This window comes from Variovorax paradoxus, from assembly GCF_030815975.1.
GTDB classification, from domain to species: domain Bacteria; phylum Pseudomonadota; class Gammaproteobacteria; order Burkholderiales; family Burkholderiaceae_C; genus Variovorax; species Variovorax paradoxus_N.
Map to the genome: position 1 here is coordinate 1,532,606 of NZ_JAUSXL010000002.1, position 22,150 is coordinate 1,554,755.

The window sequence follows — 22,150 nt, forward strand, 5'->3', positions numbered from 1 at the left end:
TCAGAATTCCTCGGCGCAGATCAGCGCGAAAACAAGGTAGGCGAACAGCGCCACGGCGATCAGGGCGCCGAAGCCATAGAGAACTTCGAGGCTGATCACGATGCTTCTCCATTGCCGGTGCTGGTTTTCGGCGGATTCGGTCCTTCGAGCCTGTCCAGCCCCACGACCAGGGCCGCCACCACGGCCCACAGCGCCAGCAAGGCGCCCATCCAGACGAAGTCCATTCATTGCTCCTCAAGCGAAAACAAGGATTCGAGTCTCGGCAGGCGCCCGTAAAAACGGGGAACAGAGTCGGCGGGGGCGCATAAAGAAACCGTAAAGGCGTCCCCTGCTTTTCAAAATGCTCGACAACGGCTTCGGCGCCGCTTGATAATCAAAGCCACTTCTTTGAATAAGAAAAGATGACCACGCGTCCCGCCGATGCCAGGCCCGCCTGGATGCCGCACCAGCCGGCAGACCGCATCCTGTCCACGCTCAAGACCCGCGGCGCGCTCGGCATTCCCGACATCGCCAGGCTGCTCGACGTCACCGTGGAGGCCGTGCGCCAGCAGATGGCCAAGCTGCAGGCCGAAGGCCTGGTCGATGCCGAGAGCCGCCCCGCGGGCCGCGGCCGGCCCACGCAGATATGGCGGCTCACCGGCGCCGGCCACGCGCGCTTTCCCGACACGCATGCCGAAATGACGGTGCAGATGATCAGCGCCGTGATCAGCGTGTTCGGCGAGAAGGGCATGGACCGCCTCATCGGCGCGCGCGAGGAGGCCATGCGCGCCAGCTACCGCGAGGCGATGCGCGGCGCGCGCAGCCTCAGGAACAAGCTCGAGCGGCTGGCCGAGATCCGCAGCCGCGAGGGCTACATGGCCGAACTGCGGCCCGAGGGCGACGGCTTCCTCTTCATCGAGAACCATTGCCCCATCTGCACCGCGGCGCGCGCCTGCACGGGCTTTTGCCGCAGCGAGCTGCAGCTCTTCGACGAAGTGCTGGGCCCCGGCGTGAGCGTGAGCCGCGTCGAGCACGTGCTCGCAGGCGCACGGCGCTGCGCCTACCAGGTGAGCCCGAAGAGCGCACTCTGATCCGATTCCGATTTGATTTCTCAACCCGAAAGGAAAGCCCCACCATGGAACACACCCTGCCGCCCCTGCCCTACGCCCTCGACGCGCTGGCACCCGAGTACTCGAAGGAAACCCTCGAGTACCACTACGGCAAGCACCACAACGCCTACGTGGTGAACCTCAACAACCTGCAAAAGGGCACTGAGTTCGAATCGATGCCTCTTGAAGACATCGTCAAGAAGTCCAGCGGCGGCATCTACAACAACGCCGCCCAGATCTGGAACCACACTTTCTTCTGGAGCTGCATGAAGCCCCAGGGCGGCGGCGCCCCCACGGGCGCGCTGGCCAAGGCCATCGATGCCAAGTGGGGCAGCTACGACGCCTTCAAGGAAGCGTTCGTGAAGTCGGCCGTGGGCAACTTCGGCTCGGGCTGGACCTGGCTGGTGAAGAAGGCCGACGGCTCGCTGGACATCGTGAACATGGGGGCCGCGGGCACGCCGCTGACCACCGGCGACACCCCGGTGCTGACGGTGGACGTCTGGGAGCACGCCTACTACATCGACTACCGCAACCTGCGCCCGAAGTTCGTCGAGACCTTCCTGGCCAAGCTGGCGAACTGGGACTTCGCGGCAAAGAACTTCGGCTGAGCCGGGTCCGGCCGCGGCATCCTTATCAACCGTTGATCAGGTTGAGGATGTTGCCGTCCGGGTCCTTGAACCACGCGACCTTCATGTCGCCCATGACATGGATGTCGCCTTCGAGCTTTGCGCCGGGCATGTCGTAGTGCTCGAAGCGCACGCCCTTGGCCTTGAGCGCGGCCACGAGGCGCTCGATGTCGCCACCGACCGACCAGGTCACGGCCGTGGCCTGGTTGGTGCCCGCGAAGGCCGAGCGGTACACGTTAATGCGGGAGTTGCCGCTGCGGTAGACGATCACCTCGTCGCCCTCGGCATCGACCTGCGACAAGCCCAGCGTGTCTTCATAGAAGCGGCGCGCCACAGCAAGGTCTTTGACCGCGAGGTTGGCCACCGCGTTGATGTTTCCGAGCATGAGAGTCTCCTGTGAAGCCCATCGCGCAGTGGACGCGCGGCGAGCGAGCCAAAAATACTCAACCATTTGGTGGAGTATTTGACTCGCGGCGGCTCATGTCAATACCGCCATCGTGCCCCGTAGAGCGACGAGATATTCACGGGATCTGCGCCGACACTCCACCAGCATGGATGCGTCGCTGGCTGTGACGGCTTGCAATGGTCAGAGCACGCCCACCCTCGGGGTTTGCGCAGCTACGTCGTCTAATTTGGAAAAGGGTTAACGAGGGCTTCAGTTCTCACCCACCCCTCGATCGTTTGATTTGTTCTTGAATTCAGAAATCGAATGTTAGAAAAATCCTTTTCTTCGTCGAGAATTGCCACCACATCCCCCGGAACGAGAAATTTCCTCGACTGCGAAAAATTTTCTCCTCGGCGAAAGAATAAATTTGCTTTCTTGACTACAAGGCGCAGGTAAATTGCATTCACACTTCCTGTGACTTCGAATTTTGTGACCTCCCGATCATTAGGACCGAGCCGGAAATTCCAACCTGCCGCACTATCGCAACCAGCATCTTGGCGTTGCATTTGAATGACCCAATCAGAATCCTGACGAAATATTGAAGCAGTGCCATCATATGATTTTTTCCTCTTTACAAAAGATTTTTCCGTAAAAAAAACTTTTGCCGAATATCGAACAGCTGCCTTTGACGACTCACCGGCAGAATAAAAGAAAAACTTACACTCGACGGGCCGCGGTCTGATTTCATCCACACTCGACAAAGTGGAACCATAATAACCATAAATCCCGTCTTTTGACTCAAAAATCAAAAGTGCGGGGTATTCAAATTGAAGCAGCACTCCAGCATGTGCAAAACTTGCAAGGAGCAGGAGGAGCAATGAGAAAGTGCGCCTACTTATTCTCGTCATAAGCTTTCTTCATTTTTTCCGGGTAATCTGGATTTTGGGACTTCCAATTGGCGCCATTGTAGAAATTCGTGAAGCCCTCCCAGTCCTTGTCGATCAACGACTTAATTATTTTCACCTCCCTGTCTTTCATTTTTATATATTTCATAAATAGTTTGGCTTGTCCGTCAATCGACGCCATACACTCATTGGCCAAGTTTTCCGGGCTACTGTACCCCATTGAATGCCAGTATTCGCCCATCACCTGAAATGCCCCCCAAGAACATGACGCCACTGCGGCAGTGCGATCCAATTGCGCCGCTTTGACCAATCGTTCATATTGCCAAATGCGCAGAGGATCGGGTCCGTGATCGACGGGCAAGTGGTAACCACCCGGAGTGGGATTGCAGATATCAGAAAATTTTGCATATGGATGCGATCCGCCCGCAGGTTTCGTTAATTTAAAAAATTTGTGACGCTCAAACAATATGACAGGCAGTCCATTTGGAAAATAGGCCGCACTATTGGTTTCCGTTTTAGCTACAGCTTTGATTGCGGCCACCTCACATCCGAGTTCCTTGGCCATGGCGGCATACTGAGCTTCGGTTACTTCAGTCGCAATTGGATAATTCAAACGAGACCCAAGTACGTACATCACAACTGTGTGCGGTTTTTTTGTGTCGACCACTTGATAGTGATGTTCGATCTCGATCTTTGTTTTAGTTTTATGAGTCTTTGGATCTACGGTCACAACCCTTTTCCTGATGGGACTGTCCTTGATCACTTTTCCAGCTTCCGTCACAACCTGCTTGGAGGCGACATAGGGAGCCAACTCTCCCATTAGTCGCTCCACCGTCATGATTTCACCCTCTTTGACCGTGGGAATATTCAAGTCTCGCTCTAGCTGCTCTTCGGCGTCTAGTTTGGTGATCGCTTCCAAGTGGTATTCAGGGCTCTGGATGGTGTAGTTGTTGACATCCAGTTTGGGCGTGACGGTGCCTTTGAGATCGAAATCGCCGGTCCGCTTCTTGACGTAAATCTTGATCGGCTCGCCACGCTTGGCATCGGTCCAGATCGTTGCGGTGCCATCCTCGCCCGTCGTGGCAATCTCGGCTTTTCCGCCTCCCTCCATCTTGACGTCCAGACCTTTGATACCGTGTTTGACTGCATCCACGAAGACAAAGGTGACTTCCACTTCAGGTTCGCCAGGCTTGCGGACAACAGGTGTAGCTGCGCGAGACGAGGCCGGCGCAGGGTGAAGGTCATCGGCGGCAGTGTTTGGCGCACCATTGATTGGCATATTGGAAGGGGAGTTAGTCATTTCCAATCACCTTGGTCTCGTCGTTTAGCTTGGTGTGGCTGCTGTTGACCTGCGCATGGTCATAGCCGTTTTCATGCACCTTCCAATCCCCTGTCCCGATTTCGCAGCGCACCTTGGCTGATGTTTTCGTGCGGACCTGAGCTGTCGTTTCAGACACGCAGCCCTGCTGGATCAAGGTCTCATCCGGTAGATAGATTCGGTACGGCTGCCCTTGCAACACTGCGGCCATGGGGGCGTAGTCAACCAGCGTGGTGATGTCGAATTTCTGGACGTATTTGTGTTCTTCGTCTTGCTTCATTTCCGCGACGGGAAGAGCCATCGAGGGCACCGGCAGACTCATCGGCCCCGCAAAGCTATGGGTCCCCGCATGCTCGCGCCAAACCCCATTGGTGCCATGCACGATCCCCGAGGCGTTCCACCGTGTAAAGCTGCTGCCCCCGTTGATCAGGATCTCGTTCTTGGCGGTGATGCTGATCTTGTCGGCTTCCATGTTGATGTCGAGCTTGGCGAAGAGATTGATGCCTTTCTGCAGCGCGACGATGTCGATGCCGGCGGTGGCCGCGGTCAGGCGGATGGACTTGTAGGCGAACACGCGCACGGCCTCCTTCACGCTGGCCAGCAGGCTCTTGCCCGCGCTGATGCTGGTGTGGCCGCCGCTGCTCAACGCGTTGTGGGTGATGCTCGCGATGTGCGTGGCGCCTGCCGCGGTGCTCTGGATGCCCGCCGCACTGGCGATCACCAGGTGGGGTTCGTCGAGTTCCGGAAACCGGTCTTCCTGCCCGTCGCCACCCCTGCCCTTGATGGCATCGTTCTGCTCCTTCAACGCTTGGGTGACGGCGTCCTGGTCACCCGCCTCGTGCGCCTTGGCCTGCTGGGCGGTCTGGCTCTGGCGTTCATGCAGGTCGCGCGCGGCGGTCAGGCGCGCGGCTGTTTCGCCGAGGTCGGTGATGTGCCCCTGCGCATGCGGCCGTGGCTCGGTGGTGAGCAGCAGGCCCCTGCCCGCGCGCACGGCGGCGTGGCCGTCAGTGCGCAGTTCGGCGCCCTCGCCGCGGTCGTCCTTGCGGCCTGCTGTGTCGTCGATGCGGCCGACGTGGCCCAGGCTCAGGCTGCTGCTGAGGTGATCGCTCTTGAGCTGGGCCTGGATCTTCCCGGGATGGTCGTCCAGCGCCAGGTGATTGCCGCGCATGCCGCCAGAACGCTCGTGCAGGCCCAGCTCGCGGCTGCGGATGCCCGAGAGGTTGGTCTGGGCGGGCAGGTGCCATGCAGGCATGTGCTCGGCATTGAAGACGCGCCCGGTGATGAGGGGATGGTCGGGGTCGCCGTTGAAGAAATCGACGATCACCTCCTGCCCGATGCGCGGCAGGGCGGCGCCTCCGAAAGTGGCGCCGGCCCAGGCGGTGGACACGCGCACCCAGCAGCTGGAATTCTCGTCGCGCTGGCCGAGCCGGTCCCAGTGGAACTGGACTTTGACGCGGCCGTACTGATCGGCCCAGATCTCCTGGTTGCGCGGGCCGACGACGACGGCGGACTGGGGGCCACAGGTGCGCGGCCGGGGCGTGGTGCGCGGCGGACGCCAGGCGTAGCTCGTGGGCTGGGCCTCGAAGGCGAAGCGCTGGACGGAGCCTTCGGAAGGGGCGGCGCCTTCGCTGGCTTGGAGGTTCTCCTGCAGCTCGTAGTCGACACTGGTCAGCAGGTAGGGCTGGTTCTGGTCGCCCCGCGGATGGTGCGTGAGCTGGAAGGTGCAGCCCGGCGCCAGGTCGCGCCGGTTGGAACGCCCGCTCGCGGTGCTGCGCCCGCTGGCCTGTTCTTCGGTGCGGATGCGCGCATAGGCCTCGCCGTCGTCGTGCTGGGTGTAGCCGCCGGGCCAGTCGTAGCGCTCGAGCTTGTCGTGCGGGTGGCCGCCGGGCATTTGCCGTTGCATAGCAAGGTCCGCCCGGGGCTTGAGGAAGTCGTAGTCGCCGGTGAAATGGAAGCCGGCGCGGATTTCTTCGCCGAACTTCCACTCGTAGATGCGCTCGCCCGGGCCGGCGCTGCTGCCGGCGGTCATGCCCGCGTGCTCGGAAGGATGGAAGCGCACGGTGTCCCCGCCTGGGAGCGGATCGTGCGAGGCGGCAATGTCATCGGCGAACACCAGGATGTGGCGCTCGGCTTCGTGCCTGAAGTAGTAGTAGATGCCTTCGCATTCGCACAGGCGCGAGATGAAGGCGAAGTCGCTCTCCCGGTGCTGCACGCAGTAGTCCCAGGTGCGGTAGCCGCGGCCGAGCCTCATTTCGAGGGGATGGCCGTAGCTGCCCAGCACCTCGGTGAGGATGTCGGGCACGGTCTTGTCCTGGAACACCCGCAGGTCGCTTCGCAGTGTGGCCAGCCACAGCCAGGGGCGCAGCGTCATCCGGTAGAAGGACTGGCGGGCGTCCTCCTGCGTCAGGCCGAAGCGGGTGACGATGCCGCCCAGATAGCGCAGGTGGCCGCTTTCGGTTTCCATCGCGACGGTGGCCGTCTCGCCCAGCATGGCCTTCGGATCGATGGCGTTGCTGCGGCCCAGCACATCGACATCGAATTCGAAGAGCTGGTGCAGCGCCTCGCGGCCGGCCAGGCGATGGAACTGCAGTGCGTCGCCGAGGGGCGAGCGCAGGGTGACGCGCCTTTTCATGGACGCGGGCGAGCACGCGCGCTCGCACGGTTGAAGATGAACATGTGACTCCCTGACTGGCCGCCCTCAGAAGCTGGGGGGCCGTTTTGTGGGAGGATTATGTAAGCCGCTGTTGCAGGCCCGGAAGCAGCCCAAAGTAGTCATCGCCAACGCAGACGCGCAGTTCGTGAAGCAATGCACATCGCGCGGCCGCCGCAGCTTGAGAAGAGGCCCATCGCGAAGCACGAAAACCCTGCGATTCCGCTTCCGGCACACTGCACCCTCGGTGCAGTGCCCGACGAGGCCTAAAGTCTGCAACCCCGATTCGCCCCCGACACAGAGACAACACCCATGATCCGCAAATTCACCTGCTCGCTGGCCCTCGCGCTGGCACTTCCCCTGGCCTTCACCGCCCCTGCACAGGCACAGTCCTACCCTGCCAAGCCGGTGCGCATGATCGTGCCCTTCCCGCCCGGCGGCGGCACCGACATCCTGGCGCGGCTGGTCGCGCAGAAGCTCACCGAGGCCAACCACTGGACCGTGGTGCCCGACAACCGAGGCGGCGCCGGCGGCACCATCGGCATTGCCGAGGCTGCGCGCGCCGCGCCCACGGGCTACGACATCGTGATGGGCCAGAAGGACAACATGGTCGTTGCGCCCTGGCTCTACAAGAACCTGAGCTACAACCCGGTGAAGGACCTCACGGCCGTGGCCCACGTGGCCTACACGCCGGTGGTGATCGTCACGCAGGCCAGTTCGAAGTTCAAGACGCTCGACGACGTGGTGAAAGCCGCGCGCGCCGCGCCCGACACCGTCACCTACGGCTCGCCGGGCAACGGCACCACCATCCACCTGGCCGGCGAGATCTTCAACGGCGCCGCCCAGATCAAGATGCGCCACGTGCCCTACAAGGGCTCCAACGCGGCCATGATGGACGTGCTCGCGGGCAACGTCGACCTGATGGTGTCGTCGGTGCCCTCGGCGCTGGCGCAGATCAAGGCGGGCAAGCTGCGTCCGCTGGCCGTGACCTCGGCCAAGCGCAGCACCTCGCTGCCTGAGACGCCCACCGTGGCCGAGCTCGGCTACAAGGGCTTCGACGTGTCCACCTGGTATGGCCTCTTCGTGCCCGCCAAGACGCCGAAGGACGTGATCGCCACGCTGAATGCCGAAGTCAACAAGCTGCTGGCCACGCCCGAGATGAAGGCTGCCATCGTCGCGCAGGGCGCCGAGCCGCAGAGCATGACGCCTGAACAATTCGAGTCGCTGTTGAAGACCGACTACGAGAAGTGGAAGGGCATCGTGCAAGCCTCGGGCGCGACCATCGAATAAGCGCCCGGCGTCGCAGAATGGCGTCTCCACCACAGGCCGCAGCGACGGCACGGAGACACCGATGGCAGCACAGCGCAAGAATTCGAAGAACACCCTCCTGCTGAAGACAACCGCCCTGGCAGCGGTTGCCGCCCTGGCGCAGGGCTGCGCGCAGACGCCGGCCGGCAGCACCACCGCGTCGCTGCCCGCCAGCCCGTCGGAGGCCAGCGTGGCGGCCCATGTGGCCACCGCCACGCGCGCGGCCAGCACCGACCTCAAAGCCCTGCTGACCCTGTGCCAACCCGCCCCCGCGGCCCGGCCGCCGCAGGACGCGCTCGACAAGAGCCTCACCGGCTTCATCAACCGGCCCGCGCCGCCGCCGGGCCAGGCCTTCGACAACCTGTACTTCGTGGGCGCCGACTGGGTCAGCGCCTGGGCGATCAAGACCTCGCAGGGCATCATCCTGATCGATGCGCTCAACACCCAGGCCGAGGCCGCGGCGCTGATCGAAGGCGGCATGCGCAAGCTGGGGCTCGACCCGGCGCAGATCAGGTACGTGATCGTGACGCACGGCCACGGCGACCACTACGGCGGTGCCGGCTACCTCGCGCAGAAGTACCGTGCGCGCGTGGTGATGAGCGAGGCCGACTGGACCATGACCGAGACCCGGCTCGAATTCGCGACGCCGATCTGGGGCGCGCCGCCCAAGCGCGACATCTCGGTGAAGGACGGCGACCGCATCAGGCTCGGCGACACCAGCGTAACGCTGTACCTCACGCCGGGCCACACCATGGGCACGATCTCGCCGGTGTTCGACGTGAGCGCGGGCGGGCGCGAGCACCGGGCGATGCTCTGGGGCGGCACCGGCTTCAATTTCGGCAAGGACGTGCCGCGGCTGGACGCCTACATCGGCGCCACCCAGCGCATGGGCGCGATCGCGCAGAGCCAGCGCATCGACGTGCTGCTGTCGAACCATTCGAACATCGACGGCTCGCAGGCCAAGCTCGCCGCGCTGCGGCAGCAGCCCGCGCCGGCCGCGAATCCGTTCGTGCTCGGCACACCGGCGGTGGAGCGCGCGCTGGCCGTGATGGGCGAATGCGCGCAGGCGCAGCGCGACCGGTTTTTGCTGTAGCGACGTCGCCTTGCTCCTTCCCCCGCTGGGGGAAGGCTGGGACGGGGGCTGCCCCGCATTCGGCACTGCGCAGGGTTGATGCCGCCGTGCCCCCACCCCTGCCCTCCCCCGGAAGGGGAGGGAGAAATGCGGGATCAGTCCGGCGTGAACTTCTTGTTGAAGATGTCGACGTCCGATGCCAGCTCGAAGGTCGCCAACTGGCCCATCTTGCCGTCGCTGAGGCGGCAGGCGGCGAACAGGCTGTAGCGGCCCTTGAAGTAGAACTCCTCCATCACGATCAGTGCGTACGGATACGGCACGAAGACCTGGTGCTCGAAGATGACGCGGTGCACGTTCCTCGGGGAAGGAAAGAGCTTGTAGTCGCTGGTGTCGATCGACTTTGCGGTGGCCATGGTGTGTGTGCTCTCCTTGCGGCGCTCAGGCCGGGTCGCGCACGTCGGCCACGGGGTTGCGGCCGAAGTCTTCGCGCGCCAGGTACTTGAGCACCTTGTCCGCGGCGGTGGCCGGACTATCGAGCCGGCCTTCCTCTTTCATGCTCACGAAGCGCGTGCGGTCCGGAAACTTCTCGGCCGATGCGCTGCGCAGCTGCACCTGCATGTCGGTGTCGACGATGCCGGGTGCGAGCGAGACGATGCGCGCGCCGTTCGGCGCATGGGCCTCTTCGAGCGCCACGGCGCGCGAGAAGTGGTCCATGCCGGCCTTGGCCGCGCAGTACGGCGCCTGGCTGCCCATGGCATTGCGGCCCAGGCCCGAGGAGATGTTGAGCACCTTGCGCGCGCCGCGCCATTCGCGGGTGGCGCCCAGGAAGGCGGCCGTCAGCAGCATTGGCGCTTCGAGGCCGATGCGCAGCGCGAGCGACAACTCGGCTTCGACGGCACTCGCCAAGGGCGCGGGGTTGCCGACGGTGCCGGCGTTGTTGATCAGGGTCACGCTGTCGAAGCGCCGGCCGTCGAGCGTCTTGAGCCAGGCCGAGAGGCGCGCCGATGCGGCGACCGGGTCGGACAGGTCCTGCTCCCACTGGATGAGTTCGGCGCCGGCCTTATGCGCCAGTTCCGCGAGCTGCGGCTCCTGCCTGCGCGAAATACCGAGCACCATGTGGCCCGCTTGCAGCAGCTGTTCGGCCATGGCACGGCCCAGGCCGCGCGAGGCACCGGTGATCAGGGTGAGATGGGAAGCGGTCATCGGGAAAAACTTTCTTGAACGAAGGCGAAGGCGAGGAGATCGAGGCGGACTGAAAGCCCGCGGCTCAACCGGGGCGGAACTGTTTTCGAAGGAAGGCGCGGTGGCGCGCGATGTGGGCGAGTTGCGCCGGCGCGATGGTGCCGCCGAGATCGACCTCGTCCGCACCGTTGAGTACGGCATTGGCATGCGTCATTGCGCGCGCCACGACTTCTTCTTCGCTCACGCCGGCCTGCGCCGCAAGGTCGAGCGCGACGCGCCGCATGGCGCGCTGCGAGAGCATCCACATCGCGCCGAAGCGGTCCCACGCGAGGGCCGCTTCCTCGGCCTTCTCGCGGTCGGCAAGAATTTCGCTGAGTGGCTTGGCGAGGATGTCGTTGAGCGCGTCGATCTTCTCGGCCAGCGCTTCGTTGCGCTCGATGGCCTCTTGCAGCGTCGGGCCGGCCTCTTCGGCCTTGGCCTTCGGCGCCTCGGGCGGCGGAGCGAAAGCCGCTTCCGCGTTCGCGGGCACGATCTGGATCTGGTCTTTGAGGGTCATGGATTTTCCGTTTCCGGTGAGCGGTTGTTTTTCTTGTTCGACATCGCGCTCGCGCGCAGGCCCGGCAGGTCGAGCACGCGCAGCCCACCGTACTCCACGCGGATCAACCCCTCTGCCGACAGGCCGTTGAGCGCCTCGTTCACGCGCTGGCGCGACAGGCCGACCAGGTAGGCTAGTTCCTGCTGCGTGATGCGCAGGACCTCGCCCACGCCGGGGTAGAGCACCGGGTTGAACAGCGACACCAGGTTGCGCGCCACGCGCGCATCGGGGTTGTTGAGCCGATCGATCTCCAGCGCCGCGATGAATTGGCCGAGCCGCTCGTTGAGCTGGTTCATCACGAAGCGGTTGAAGCCGATCGAATGGTCCAGCAGCCAATGGAAGCTCTCGATCGGCAGCCCCGCCACCACGCTGCGCCGCAGCGCCTGGATGTTGTAGCGGTAGGGCTCGCGCTTCATCACGGTGCCTTCGCCGAACCAGCCGCCGGGCGGCACGCCGGTGTAGGTGACGGAGCCGCCGTCGGCGTTGTCGTTGCTCATCTTGAGCAGGCCCTCGACCACGCCGAACCAGTAGGTGGGCGAGCGGCCGACGCGGCAGACCAGGTCGCCGACCTCGGCTTCGCCCACCACCAGCGCGGCTTCGGCGCGGCGGCGCTCGGCCGGCGTGAGCGTGGGCAGCCAGGGAATGCCGTCGAGCTCGGCAGCGTTGGCAGGCCGCACGCGGTCCTTGATCGAACCGCCGAGCACGCTGTGTTGGGAATTGCCGTGAGGCATCGGGAAACTCCGGGGAGTAGTGTCCCTAGGATTGTCGTTGGAACGACAACCCGACGTCAAAGTGGGGCCTACGATCCGCCCACTGTGCAAACCACCGCCCCCACCTTTCCCCGTTTGTTGCTTGCGCATGCGCAGGCCCAGCCCCAGGCGCCCGCCATCCGCGAGAAGGATCTCGGCATCTGGCAAACCTGGAGCTGGAGCGCCGTGGCGCAGGAAGTGCGCGAAATGGCCTGCGGCCTCGCGAGCCTGGGCTTCAAGCCCTTTGACAACCTGTCCATCGTGGGCGCCAACCGCCCGCACCTGTACATGGCGGTGCTCGCGGCGCAGAGCCTGCGCGGCGTGCCCGTGCCGCTCTACCAGGACGCGGTGGCCAGCGAGATGGTCTTCATGCTGCAGGACGCGGCCATCGAGTTCGTGATCGTCGAGGACCAGGAGCAGGTCGACAAGCTGCTCGAGTGCCGCGAGCTGCAGAAGGACCAGCAGCACGGCATCCGCCACATCATCTACGACGACCCCAAGGGCCTGCGCCACTACGACCAGCCCGGGCTCATGAGCTACGAGCAGCTGCGCGCACTGGGCCGCGAATTCGACAAGACCCACGTCGGCTACTACGACCGCGCGGTGGCGAGCGGCGAGGCCACCGACGTCGGCGTGATCCTCTACACCTCGGGCACCACCGGCCGGCCCAAGGGCGTGTGCCAGACGCATGCCAGCTTCATCGCGGCGGGCCGCGGCGGCGTGGAGACCGACCGGCTCGGGCCCCGCGACAACATCATGAGCTACCTGCCGATGGCCTGGGTGGGCGACCACCTGTTCTCGGTCGCGCAGTGGCTGGTAGGTGGCTTCACGCTCAACTGCCCCGAGTCGACCGAGACGGTGATGAACGACATGCGCGAGATCGGCCCGAGCTACTACTTCGGCCCGCCGCGCACCTTCGAAGGCCTGCTCACGGCCGTGTCGATCCGCATGGAAGACGCGGCGGCTCCGAAGCGCTGGCTGTACGGCAAGTTCATGGCGCTCGCGCAGCGCGTGGGCGCCGACATCCTCAACGGCGCGCCCGTGAGCACGGGCGACCGGCTGATGTACAGCCTCGGCAACCTGCTGGTCTACGGACCGCTGCGCAACGTGCTGGGCATGAGCCGCATCCGCGTGGCCTACACGGCCGGCGCGGCCATCGGGCCCGACCTGTTCCGCTTCTACCGCTCGATCGGCGTCAACCTCAAGCAGTTCTACGGCCAGACCGAGACCTGCGCCTACGTGTGCCTGCAGCAGGACGGCAAGGTCAAGCTGCAGACCGTGGGCACGGCGGCACCGGGCATCGAACTCAAGATCGCCGAAGACGGCGAGGTGCTGGTGCGCGGCGTCTCGGTGCTCAAGGAGTACTACAAGCGCCCCGACGCCACGGCCGAGGTGCTCGACGCGAATGGCTACTTCCACACCGGCGACGCCGGCGTGCTCGACAGCGAGGGCCACCTGCGCATCATCGACCGCGCGAAGGACGTGGGCCGGCTTGCGGGCGGCGCGATCTTTGCGCCCAACTACATCGAGAACAAGCTCAAGTTCTTTCCGCAGATCAAGGAAGCCGTGTGCTTCGGCAACGGGCACGAGGAGGTCTGCGCGGCCATCAACATCGACTTCGAGGCCGTGGGCAACTGGGCCGAGCGCCGCGGGCTGGCCTACGGCGGCTACGTCGACCTGGCCGGCAAGCCCGAGGTGCTGGCGCTCATCGCCGAATGCATCGCCAAGGTGAATGCCGACCTTGCGAGCGAGGACGGCATGGGCGAGACGCAGATCGCGCGCTTCCTGGTGCTGCACAAGGAGCTCGACCCCGACGACGACGAACTCACGCGCACGCGCAAGGTGCGCCGCGGCTTCATCGCCGAGAAATACGCGGTGCTGGTCAGTGCGCTCTACGGCGGCAAGACCGAGCAGTACATCGAGACCCAGGTCAAGTTCGAGGACGGACGCACGGGCGTGGTGAATGCCACGCTGAACATCGTCGAGGCCAGGACCTTCCCCATCGTGAAGGCCGCGGCATGAGTAGCAACAGAAAAGTCGGCGAGGTCATCCTCGACGTGCAGAACATCAGCTTGAGCTTCGGCGGCGTGAAGGCGCTCACGGACATCAGCTTCAACGTGCGCGAGCACGAGGTGCGGGCCATCATCGGGCCGAACGGCGCGGGCAAGAGCTCGATGCTCAACTGCATCAACGGCGTGTACTGGCCGCAGCAGGGCTCCATCACCTTCCGCGGCCAGACCTTCAAGCACATGAACTCGCGCCAGGTGGCCGAAATGGGCGTGGCGCGCACCTTCCAGAACCTGGCCCTCTTCAAGGGCATGAGCGTGCTCGACAACATCATGACGGGGCGCAACCTCAAGATGAAGAGCGGCCTGCTGGCGCAGGCGCTGCGCTGGGGCCCGGCCGAACGCGAGGAACTGCAGCACCGCGAGTTCGTCGAGCACATCATCGACTTCCTCGAGATCCAGGCGCACCGCAAGACGCCGGTGGGCCGCCTGCCCTACGGCCTGCAAAAGCGCGTCGACCTCGGCCGCGCGCTCGCGATGGAGCCGCAGGTGCTGCTGCTCGACGAGCCGATGGCCGGCATGAACGTGGAAGAAAAGCAGGACATGAGCCGCTTCATCCTCGACGTGAACGACGAGTTCGGCGCCACCATTGTTCTCATCGAGCACGACATGGGCGTGGTGATGGACATCTCCGACCGCGTGGTGGTGCTGGACTACGGCAAGAAGATCGGCGACGGCACGCCCCACGAGGTGCGCAACAACGAAGACGTGATCCGGGCATACCTGGGCGTGGAGCATTGACATGGGCTTTTTCCTCGAAACCCTGTTCGGCGGCCTGATGGTCGGCATGCTCTATTCGCTGATCGCCATCGGCTTCGTGCTGATCTACAAGGCCTCGGGCGTCTTCAACTTCGCGCAGGGCGCGATGGTGCTGTTCGCGGCGCTCGCAATGGCGCGCTTTGCCGAATGGTTCCCGCAATGGTTCGGCTTCGAAAGCCAGGTGCTCGCGAACATCCTGGCCTTCATCGCGGCCATGGGCGTGATGGTGATCGTGGCCTGGATGATCGAGCGGCTCGCGCTCAGCAAGCTGGTGAACCAGGAAGGCATCACGCTCCTGATGGCCACGCTGGGCATCGCCTACTTTCTCGATGGCGTGGGCCAGACGATCTTCGGCAACGACATCTACAAGATCGACATCGGCATGCCCAAGGAACCGCTGATGGTGCTGCAGGGCACCTTCCAGGGCGGCCTGCTGTTGAGCCAGGAAGACCTGGTCGCCGCGCTGGTGGCTGCGGGCCTCGTGGTGGTGCTGGCGATCTTCTTCCAGAAGACCGCCACGGGCCGCGCCCTTCGCGCCGTGGCCGACGACCACCAGGCCGCACAGTCGATCGGCATTCCGCTCAAGCGCATCTGGGTGATCGTGTGGTCGGTGGCCGGCTTCTCGGCGCTGGTGGCCGGGATCATCTGGGGCTCCAAGCTGGGCGTGCAGTTCTCGCTGTCGCTGGTGGCGCTGAAGGCGCTGCCGGTGGTGATCCTCGGCGGGCTCACCTCGATTCCAGGCGCGATCATCGGCGGCCTGCTGTTCGGCGTCGGCGAGAAGCTCTCTGAAATCTATCTCGGCCCCATGCTCGGTGGCGGGATCGAGATCTGGTTTGCCTATGTGCTGGCGCTCGTCTTCCTGCTGGTTCGGCCTCAAGGCCTGTTCGGCGAAAAAATTATTGATCGCGTATGAAATACGAGATCAACAATTTTTCGGCGAAGGCTAACTTGCGAAGCAAGTTGAGCGAAGCGGGCCGCAACCAAAAGATCATCGATCGGGTCTGAAATGTTTTATAGAGAAAACGGCCAGTTCAAGTCGAGCTACCGCGCCGACCAGCAAATCTTTCCGATCGCGCAGGACCGCATCGCCATCCTGGTGCTGCTGCTCGCGGCCTTTGTCGTCGTGCCGCTGGGCGTGTCCGACTACTGGATGCGCGCCATCCTCACGCCCTTCCTGATCCTGTCGCTCGCGGCGCTGGGCCTGAACATCCTGGTCGGCTACTGCGGGCAGATCTCGCTCGGCACCGGCGCCTTCATGGCGGTGGGCGCGTACGCGGCCTACAACTTCCAGGTGCGCATCGACGGCATGCCGCTGATCGCCTCGCTGCTGCTGGGCGGCCTGTGCGCCACGGTGATCGGCGTGCTGTTCGGCATTCCGAGCCTGCGCATCAAGGGCCTGTACCTGGCGGTGGCCACGCTGGCGGCGCAGTTCTTCACCGACTGGGCGTTCCTGCGCATCCAGTGGTTCACCAACAACTCGTCGTCGGGCTCGGTGAGCGTGGCGGGGCTCAACGTGTTCGGCGTGCCGATCGAGTCGCCGGTGCAGAAGTATCTGTTCTGCCTCATCTTCGTGGTGGTGTTCGCGCTGCTCGCAAAGAACCTGGTGCGCAGCGCCATCGGGCGCGAATGGATGGCCATGCGCGACATGGACGTGGCGGCCGCGGTGATCGGCATCCGCCCGGTGTACGCCAAGCTCACGGCTTTTGCGGTGAGCAGCTTCATCGTCGGCGTGGCGGGCGCGCTGTGGGGCTTCATCCACCTGGGCGCGTGGGAGCCGGCGGCGTTCAGCATCGATCGCTCGTTCCAGCTGCTGTTCATGGTGATCATCGGCGGGCTCGGCTCGATCATGGGCAGCTTCTTCGGTGCCGCGTTCATCGTGCTGCTGCCGCTCTTCCTGAACCAGCTGCCGGGGTGGCTGGGCTTCTCGATCTCGACCGCGCTGGCCTCGCACCTGGAGACCATGATCTTCGGCGCGCTGATCGTGTTCTTCCTGATCGTCGAGCCGCACGGCCTTGCGCGGCTGTGGTCCACGGGCAAGGAGAAATTGCGGCTCTGGCCCTTTCCCCACTGATTTTCCGTTCGTAGAAACCGGCACCGAGGTGCCCACATAAGGAGACAGGCATGAAACTGAAATCGCTCGCTCTGACCGCCGCCCTGGTGGCCAGCACCCTAGGCGCGCTGCTTGCGCCGGCGCTCGCGCAAGCCCAGGCCAAGGAACAGTTCTTTCCGCTGCTGGTGTACCGCACCGGCCCCTATGCGCCCAACGGCACGCCCTGGGCCAACGGCAAGCAGGACTACATCAAGTACATCAACGCCACCGGCGGCATCAACGGCGTGAAGGTCACGTACGAGGAATGCGAAACCGGCTACGCCACCGACAAGGGCGTGGAATGCTACGAGCGCCTGAAGGGCCGCCCGGGCGTGACGCTGTTCGATCCGCAGGCCACCGGCATCACCTTTGCGCTGACCGACAAGGTGCCTACCGACAAGATCCCGCTCATCACGCTGGGCTACGGCCTGTCGGCGTCGCAGGACGGCAGCGTGTTCAAGTGGAACTTCCCGCTGATGGGCAGCTACTGGACCGCGGCCGACATCCTGATCCAGCACATCGGCAAGAAGGAAGGCGGCATGGACAAGCTCAAGGGCAAGAAGATCACCCTTGTGTATCACGACTCGCCGTTCGGCAAGGAGCCGATTCCGCTGCTGCAGGAGCGCGCCAAGCAGAACGGCTTCGAGCTGTCGCTGATTCCGGTCACCGCGCCCGGCGTGGAGCAGAAGTCTGCCTGGCTGCAGGTGCGCCAGTCGCGCCCCGACTACGTGCTGCTGTGGGGCTGGGGCGTGATGAACTCCACCGCGCTGAAGGAAGCCGTGGCCACGGGCTATCCGCGCGAGAAGATGTACGGCGTGTGGTGGGCCGGCGCCGAGCCTGACGTGAAGGACGTGGGCGCCAACGCCAAGGGCTACAACGCGCTGGCGCTCAACACTTCGGGCACCCAGCCCAAGGTGATCCAGGACATCCTCAAGCAGGTGCACGACAAGGGCCAGGGCACGGGGCCGAAGGAAGAAGTGGGCTCGGTGCTCTACACGCGCGGCGTGATCATCCAGATGCTGGGCGTCGAAGCCGTGAGGCGTGCGCAGGAACGCTTCGGCAAGGGCAAGGTCATGACCGGCGAGCAGGTGCGCTGGGGCATGGAGAACCTGGCGCTCGACCAGAAGAAGCTCGATTCGCTGGGCTTCTCGGGCGTGCTGCGTCCGGTGAGCACATCGTGCCAGGACCACATGGGCTCGACCTGGGCCCGCGTGCACACCTGGGACGGCGCCAAGTGGGGCGACATGTCCGACTGGTACCAGGCCGACGAGCAGATCATCAAGCCGATGGTGAAGGTTGCGGCCGAGAAGTACGCCAGCGAGAAGAAGCTGACGCGCCGCGACGCGGCGGACTGCAGCTCCTGATGACCTGATGGACCGTGGCGGCTCGCAAGAGTCGCCATTCGAAAGAGCAGCACCACACCATGAGCGAACCCAACATCATCCTGAATGTCAACGGCATCGAGGTCATCTACAACCACGTGATCCTCGTGCTCAAGGGCGTGTCGCTCACGGTGCCCGAAGGCGGCATCGTGGCGCTGCTCGGCGGCAACGGCGCGGGCAAGACAACCACGCTGCGAGCCGTGAGCAACCTGCTCGCGGGCGAGCGCGGCGCGGTCACCAAGGGCACCATCGAACTGCGCGGCGACCGCATCGAGGCGCTGTCGCCGGCCGAACTGGTGAAGCGCGGATTGATCCAGGTGATGGAAGGGCGCCATTGCTTTGCGCACCTGACCATCGAAGAAAACCTGATGACCGGCGCCTACACGCGCACCGACGGCAAGGCCGCGGTGCAGCAGACGCTCGAGAAGGTCTATGCCTACTTTCCGCGCCTGAAGACAAGGCGCACATCGCAAGCCGCGTACACATCGGGCGGCGAGCAGCAGATGTGCGCAATCGGCCGAGCGCTGATGGCCAACCCGACCATGGTGCTGCTCGACGAACCCTCGATGGGCCTCGCGCCGCAGATCGTGGAGGAGGTGTTCGAGATCGTGAAGGACCTCAACACCAAGGAGCGCGTGACCTTCCTTTTGGCCGAGCAGAACACCAACATGGCGCTGCGCTACGCCGACTACGGCTACATCCTGGAAAACGGCCGCATCGTGATGGACGGCGAGGCCAGGAGCCTGCGCGAGAACGAGGACGTGAAGGAGTTCTACCTTGGCGTCGGCGGCGCGGACCGCAAGAGCTTTCGCGATGTGAAGAGCTACAAGCGCCGCAAGAGGTGGTTGGCATGACCGCGTGCATTTCGTGTTGTCCCCTCTCCCTCCGGGAGAGGGAGCAAGACCGAACAGAAAGACAAAGGGTACGGACATGACCGACCACTACGACGCCCTCGAGATCCGCGACCCCGCCGAACGCGAGCGCGACCTGCTGGCCGCGCTGCCGAAGCAGATCGCGCAGGCCCAGACCGCGGCGCCCGCGTTTGCCAAGATCCTCGACGGCGTGAAGCCGACGGACGTCACCACACGCGAGGCACTTGCGAAACTGCCTGTCACACGCAAGACCGAACTGCTCGAGCTGCAGAAGCAGCGCCGCGCCGACGATCCCTTCGGCGGCTTTTCCACCATCGGCCGCGGCGCCCGCATGCCGCGCGTGTTCGCGAGCCCCGGCACCATCTACGAACCCGAGGGCGAGGCGCGCGACTACTGGCGCACGGCGCGCGCGCTGCACGCCGCGGGCTTTCGCGGCGGCGAGCTCATCCACAACAGCTTCAGCTACCACATGACGCCGGCCGGCTCCATCATGGAGAGCGGCGCGCGCGCCATGGGCTGCACCGTGTTCGCGGGCGGCACCGGCCAGACCGAGCAGCAGCTCGAAGCCATGGCCGACCTGAAGCCCGAAGGCTATGCGGGCACGCCGAGCTTCCTCAAGATCCTGCTCGAAAAAGCCGAGGAGAAAGGCCTGCCGCTGCCCTCGCTCACCAAGGCGCTGGTGTCGGGCGAAGCCTTTCCGCCCAGCCTGCACGACTGGATTGCCGCGCACGGCGTGAAAGGCACGCAGTGCTATGCCACCGCCGATCTCGGCCTCATCGCCTACGAGACCAGCGCGCGCGAAGGCCTGGTGATCGATGAAGGCGTGCTGGTGGAAATCGTCCGTCCCGGCACCGGCGATCCGGTGCCCGATGGCGAGGTCGGCGAGATCGTGGTGACCACCTTCAACCCCGACTACCCGCTGGTGCGCTTCGGCACCGGCGATCTCTCCGCCGTGCTCGCGGGCGCCTGCCCCACGGGCCGCACCAACAAGCGCATCAAGGGCTGGCTCGGCCGCGCCGACCAGACCACCAAGGTGCGCGGCATGTTCGTGCACCCCTCGCAGGTGGCGGAGATCGCGCGGCGCTTTCCCGAAGTGCAGCGCGCGCGCCTCGTGGTGTCGGGCGAGATGGGCGACGACCGGATGACCTTCAGGCTCGAATGCGCGGGCGCGCCGGCCGGGCTCGATGCGCGCATTGCCGACGCGGTGCGCGAAGTGACCAAGCTGCGCGGCACCATCGAGCTGGTGGCGCCGGGCACGCTGCCGAACGACGGCAAGGTGATCGAGGACGCGCGCAGCTACAAATAGTGCAGCGCCTGGTGCGAGCGCGGCCCGCGGTCAGTGAATCGCCGCCTCGTATGCCAGCTCGAACAGCGTTGTCATCTCGCGGTTGAAGGCGGGCAGGTCGCCGGGCTTGCGGCTCGTCACCAGGCCGTGGTCGACCACCACTTCCCTGTCGACCCACTTTGCGCCCGCGTTCTGCAGGTCGGCGCGCAGCGACGGCCATGAAGTCATCCTGCGGCCCTCGACGCCGTCGGCGTTGATGAGCGTCCACGGACCATGGCAGATGGCGGCAACGGGCTTGCCCGACTCGACGAAGGCGCGCACGAAGGCCACGGCCTTTTGGTTGATGCGCAGCGCGTCGGGGCTGGCCACGCCGCCGGGCAGCAGCAACGCGTCGAAATCGTCGGCATTGGCATTCTTGAGCGGCACGTCGACCTCGAAGGTGTCGGCCGGCTCGAGCTGCTTCCAGCCGCGCACGCTGCCGTCGAGCGGCGAAACGATCTGCGTCTGCGCGCCGGCATGGTCGAGCGCCTTGCGCGGCTCGGTCATCTCGACCTGCTCGAAGCCGTCCGACACGAGGATGGCAACCTTCATTCCGTCCAGCGAGGATGAGGTGATGGGCATGGGTGAAGTACTCCTTTGGGTGCTCACCCTAGGGCGGGTGCCGGCGCGGCGCATCGGCGCGCACCGGCTCCATCTGTCGGACAGTTCGACGGGCGGCCTGTTCGTCGGGCAGCAAGGGCGGATTTCTGGGCCCGCCTAAGGGCTATTCGCTACTCGTCAGGTCGTGGTCAGCCCTTATGATCGCGGCCGTTTTCGAATTCACCAACCCGAGAGACACTCATGAAGAAACTGCTTGCATTCACAGCGCTCGCCGCTGCCGCCGCCGGCGTTTACGCCCAGGATTTCCCCGCAGGCAAGACCGTCACGCTGGTGGTGCCTTTCTCCGCCGGCGGCCCCACCGACCGCGTGGCGCGCGACTTGGCCGAAGCCCTGCAAAAGACCCTGGGCACGACGATCGTGGTGGACAACACCGCCGGCGCCGGCAGCTCCATCGGCACCGCCAAGGTGGCCCGCGCCGCACCGGACGGCTACACGCTGCTGCTCAACCACATCGGCATGTCGACGATGCCGGCGCTTTACCGCAAGCTGCCGTTCAATGTCGAGAACGATTTCGAATACCTCGGCATGGTCAATGAAGTGCCGATGACGCTGATCGGCAAGCCCGGCCTGCCCGCCAACAACTACAAGGAACTGACGACCTGGATCGCGGCCAACAAGGGCAAGATCAACCTCGGCAATGCCGGGCTGGGCGCCGCGTCGCACCTGTGCGGCCTCTTGTTCCAGAGTGCGCTCAAGGTCGAGATGACGCCGGTTCCCTACAAGGGCACCGCGCCGGCCATCGCCGACCTGCTGGGTGGCCAGATCGACCTGCTGTGCGACCAGACCACCAACACCACATCGCAGATCGAGGCCAAGAAGGTCAAGGCCTATGCCGTGACCACGAGCAAGCGCCTGACCACGCCGGCCCTGAAGGACCTGCCGACGCTCGCCGAATCGGGCCTGAAGGACTTCGAGGTCACGATCTGGCACGGCGTGTACGCGCCCAAGGGCACGCCGGCGCCGGTGCTGAAGAAGCTCAACGAAGCCATCAAGGCCGCCATGAAGGACCCGGGCTTCATCAAGCGCGAAGAGGCGCTGGGCGCCGTGATCACCACCGACAAGCGCACCGACCCGGCCGAGCACAAGAAGTTCGTCTCGGCCGAGATCGCCAAGTGGAGCCCGATCATCAAGGCCGCCGGCGTGTACGCCGACTGATTTC

Annotated in this window: 23 protein-coding genes; 12 read left to right on the top strand and 11 right to left on the bottom strand. The window is 64.6% G+C overall.

The window, feature by feature from the left end:
• Together kdpF and QFZ47_RS11005 are read right to left on the bottom strand one after the other, a co-directional pair.
• Entirely contained in the window at nt 1-99 is a 99-nt protein-coding gene (kdpF, locus tag QFZ47_RS11000) for a K(+)-transporting ATPase subunit F (protein WP_307655666.1), read from the bottom strand.
• On the bottom strand, nt 96-224 hold the full coding sequence (locus QFZ47_RS11005) for a hypothetical protein (protein WP_307655667.1): 129 nt from the start codon (nt 222-224) through the stop codon (nt 96-98). The genes kdpF and QFZ47_RS11005 overlap by 4 nt, the downstream gene beginning before the upstream one ends.
• A 177-nt stretch (nt 225-401) precedes the next feature.
• Here QFZ47_RS11005 and QFZ47_RS11010 point away from each other — a divergent pair, with 177 nt between their 5' ends.
• Both QFZ47_RS11010 and QFZ47_RS11015 read left to right on the top strand, forming a co-directional pair.
• Nucleotides 402-1,070: a helix-turn-helix transcriptional regulator gene (locus tag QFZ47_RS11010; protein ID WP_307655668.1), complete on the top strand. Its 669-nt coding sequence runs from the start codon at nt 402-404 to the stop codon at nt 1,068-1,070.
• Between the two features lie 44 nt (nt 1,071-1,114).
• Complete coding sequence (locus tag QFZ47_RS11015; RefSeq protein WP_307655669.1) at nt 1,115-1,696, top strand: superoxide dismutase; 582 nt, start codon at nt 1,115-1,117, stop codon at nt 1,694-1,696.
• A gap of 25 nt (nt 1,697-1,721) precedes the next feature.
• On the opposite strand, the gene QFZ47_RS11020 is transcribed toward QFZ47_RS11015, so the two are convergent.
• The 4 genes from QFZ47_RS11020 to QFZ47_RS11035 all read right to left on the bottom strand — a co-directional run bounded on the left by QFZ47_RS11020 (nt 1,722) and on the right by QFZ47_RS11035 (nt 6,954).
• A complete protein-coding gene (locus QFZ47_RS11020) occupies nt 1,722-2,099 on the bottom strand; it encodes a VOC family protein (protein WP_307655670.1) in 378 nt (125 codons plus the stop codon).
• A 242-nt stretch (nt 2,100-2,341) separates the two neighbouring features.
• Complete coding sequence (locus tag QFZ47_RS11025) at nt 2,342-2,977, bottom strand: SH3 domain-containing protein (RefSeq protein WP_307655671.1); 636 nt, start codon at nt 2,975-2,977, stop codon at nt 2,342-2,344.
• Between the two features lie 13 nt (nt 2,978-2,990).
• A complete protein-coding gene (locus QFZ47_RS11030) occupies nt 2,991-4,304 on the bottom strand; it encodes an N-acetylmuramidase family protein (protein ID WP_307655672.1) in 1,314 nt (437 codons plus the stop codon).
• Nucleotides 4,297-6,954, bottom strand: a complete 2,658-nt coding sequence (locus QFZ47_RS11035) for a type VI secretion system Vgr family protein (protein WP_307655673.1) — start codon at nt 6,952-6,954, stop codon at nt 4,297-4,299. Before QFZ47_RS11035 ends, QFZ47_RS11030 begins: the two co-directional genes overlap by 8 nt.
• Nucleotides 6,955-7,284: 330 nt before the next feature.
• Between QFZ47_RS11035 and QFZ47_RS11040 the strand changes: the two genes are divergently transcribed.
• Both QFZ47_RS11040 and QFZ47_RS11045 read left to right on the top strand, forming a co-directional pair.
• Nucleotides 7,285-8,262 (top strand): Bug family tripartite tricarboxylate transporter substrate binding protein, encoded by a 978-nt coding sequence (locus QFZ47_RS11040; RefSeq protein WP_307655674.1) that lies wholly within the window; start codon nt 7,285-7,287, stop codon nt 8,260-8,262.
• 61 nt (nt 8,263-8,323) lie between these two features.
• A complete protein-coding gene (locus QFZ47_RS11045; RefSeq protein ID WP_307655675.1) occupies nt 8,324-9,373 on the top strand; it encodes an MBL fold metallo-hydrolase in 1,050 nt (349 codons plus the stop codon).
• A gap of 134 nt (nt 9,374-9,507) precedes the next feature.
• On the opposite strand, the gene QFZ47_RS11050 is transcribed toward QFZ47_RS11045, so the two are convergent.
• The 4 genes from QFZ47_RS11050 to QFZ47_RS11065 form a co-directional block, all read right to left on the bottom strand.
• Nucleotides 9,508-9,765 (bottom strand): hypothetical protein, encoded by a 258-nt coding sequence (locus QFZ47_RS11050; RefSeq protein WP_307655676.1) that lies wholly within the window; start codon nt 9,763-9,765, stop codon nt 9,508-9,510.
• A gap of 25 nt (nt 9,766-9,790) precedes the next feature.
• Nucleotides 9,791-10,555, bottom strand: coding sequence for an SDR family NAD(P)-dependent oxidoreductase (locus QFZ47_RS11055; RefSeq protein WP_307655677.1), 765 nt, complete (start codon nt 10,553-10,555; stop codon nt 9,791-9,793).
• A 64-nt stretch (nt 10,556-10,619) separates the two neighbouring features.
• A complete protein-coding gene (locus QFZ47_RS11060; RefSeq protein ID WP_307655678.1) occupies nt 10,620-11,090 on the bottom strand; it encodes a hypothetical protein in 471 nt (156 codons plus the stop codon).
• Nucleotides 11,087-11,860, bottom strand: a complete 774-nt coding sequence (locus QFZ47_RS11065) for a Crp/Fnr family transcriptional regulator (protein ID WP_307655679.1) — start codon at nt 11,858-11,860, stop codon at nt 11,087-11,089. The genes QFZ47_RS11060 and QFZ47_RS11065 overlap by 4 nt, the downstream gene beginning before the upstream one ends.
• A gap of 84 nt (nt 11,861-11,944) precedes the next feature.
• Here QFZ47_RS11065 and QFZ47_RS11070 point away from each other — a divergent pair, with 84 nt between their 5' ends.
• The 7 genes from QFZ47_RS11070 to QFZ47_RS11100 all read left to right on the top strand — a co-directional run bounded on the left by QFZ47_RS11070 (nt 11,945) and on the right by QFZ47_RS11100 (nt 20,352).
• On the top strand, nt 11,945-13,900 hold the full coding sequence (locus QFZ47_RS11070; RefSeq protein ID WP_307655680.1) for an AMP-dependent synthetase/ligase: 1,956 nt from the start codon (nt 11,945-11,947) through the stop codon (nt 13,898-13,900).
• Nucleotides 13,897-14,685, top strand: a complete 789-nt coding sequence (locus QFZ47_RS11075) for an ABC transporter ATP-binding protein (protein ID WP_307655681.1) — start codon at nt 13,897-13,899, stop codon at nt 14,683-14,685. The genes QFZ47_RS11070 and QFZ47_RS11075 overlap by 4 nt, the downstream gene beginning before the upstream one ends.
• A 1-nt stretch (nt 14,686) precedes the next feature.
• Nucleotides 14,687-15,616: a branched-chain amino acid ABC transporter permease gene (locus tag QFZ47_RS11080; RefSeq protein WP_307655682.1), complete on the top strand. Its 930-nt coding sequence runs from the start codon at nt 14,687-14,689 to the stop codon at nt 15,614-15,616.
• Nucleotides 15,617-15,709: 93 nt separating this feature from the next.
• Nucleotides 15,710-16,774, top strand: coding sequence for a branched-chain amino acid ABC transporter permease (locus QFZ47_RS11085; RefSeq protein WP_307655683.1), 1,065 nt, complete (start codon nt 15,710-15,712; stop codon nt 16,772-16,774).
• A gap of 50 nt (nt 16,775-16,824) precedes the next feature.
• Nucleotides 16,825-18,156, top strand: coding sequence for an ABC transporter substrate-binding protein (locus QFZ47_RS11090; RefSeq protein ID WP_307655684.1), 1,332 nt, complete (start codon nt 16,825-16,827; stop codon nt 18,154-18,156).
• Nucleotides 18,157-18,215: 59 nt separating this feature from the next.
• The gene (locus QFZ47_RS11095; RefSeq protein ID WP_307655685.1) at nt 18,216-19,028 is read left to right on the top strand and encodes an ABC transporter ATP-binding protein; all 813 of its coding nucleotides are present in this window, start codon (nt 18,216-18,218) and stop codon (nt 19,026-19,028) included.
• 76 nt (nt 19,029-19,104) lie between these two features.
• Nucleotides 19,105-20,352, top strand: coding sequence for a phenylacetate--CoA ligase family protein (locus tag QFZ47_RS11100; RefSeq protein ID WP_307655686.1), 1,248 nt, complete (start codon nt 19,105-19,107; stop codon nt 20,350-20,352).
• Between the two features lie 30 nt (nt 20,353-20,382).
• On the opposite strand, the gene QFZ47_RS11105 is transcribed toward QFZ47_RS11100, so the two are convergent.
• Complete coding sequence (locus QFZ47_RS11105) at nt 20,383-20,952, bottom strand: type 1 glutamine amidotransferase domain-containing protein (protein WP_307655687.1); 570 nt, start codon at nt 20,950-20,952, stop codon at nt 20,383-20,385.
• A 219-nt stretch (nt 20,953-21,171) separates the two neighbouring features.
• Between QFZ47_RS11105 and QFZ47_RS11110 the strand changes: the two genes are divergently transcribed.
• Nucleotides 21,172-22,146, top strand: coding sequence for a tripartite tricarboxylate transporter substrate-binding protein (locus QFZ47_RS11110; RefSeq protein ID WP_307655688.1), 975 nt, complete (start codon nt 21,172-21,174; stop codon nt 22,144-22,146).
• Nucleotides 22,147-22,150 lie beyond the last annotated feature (4 nt).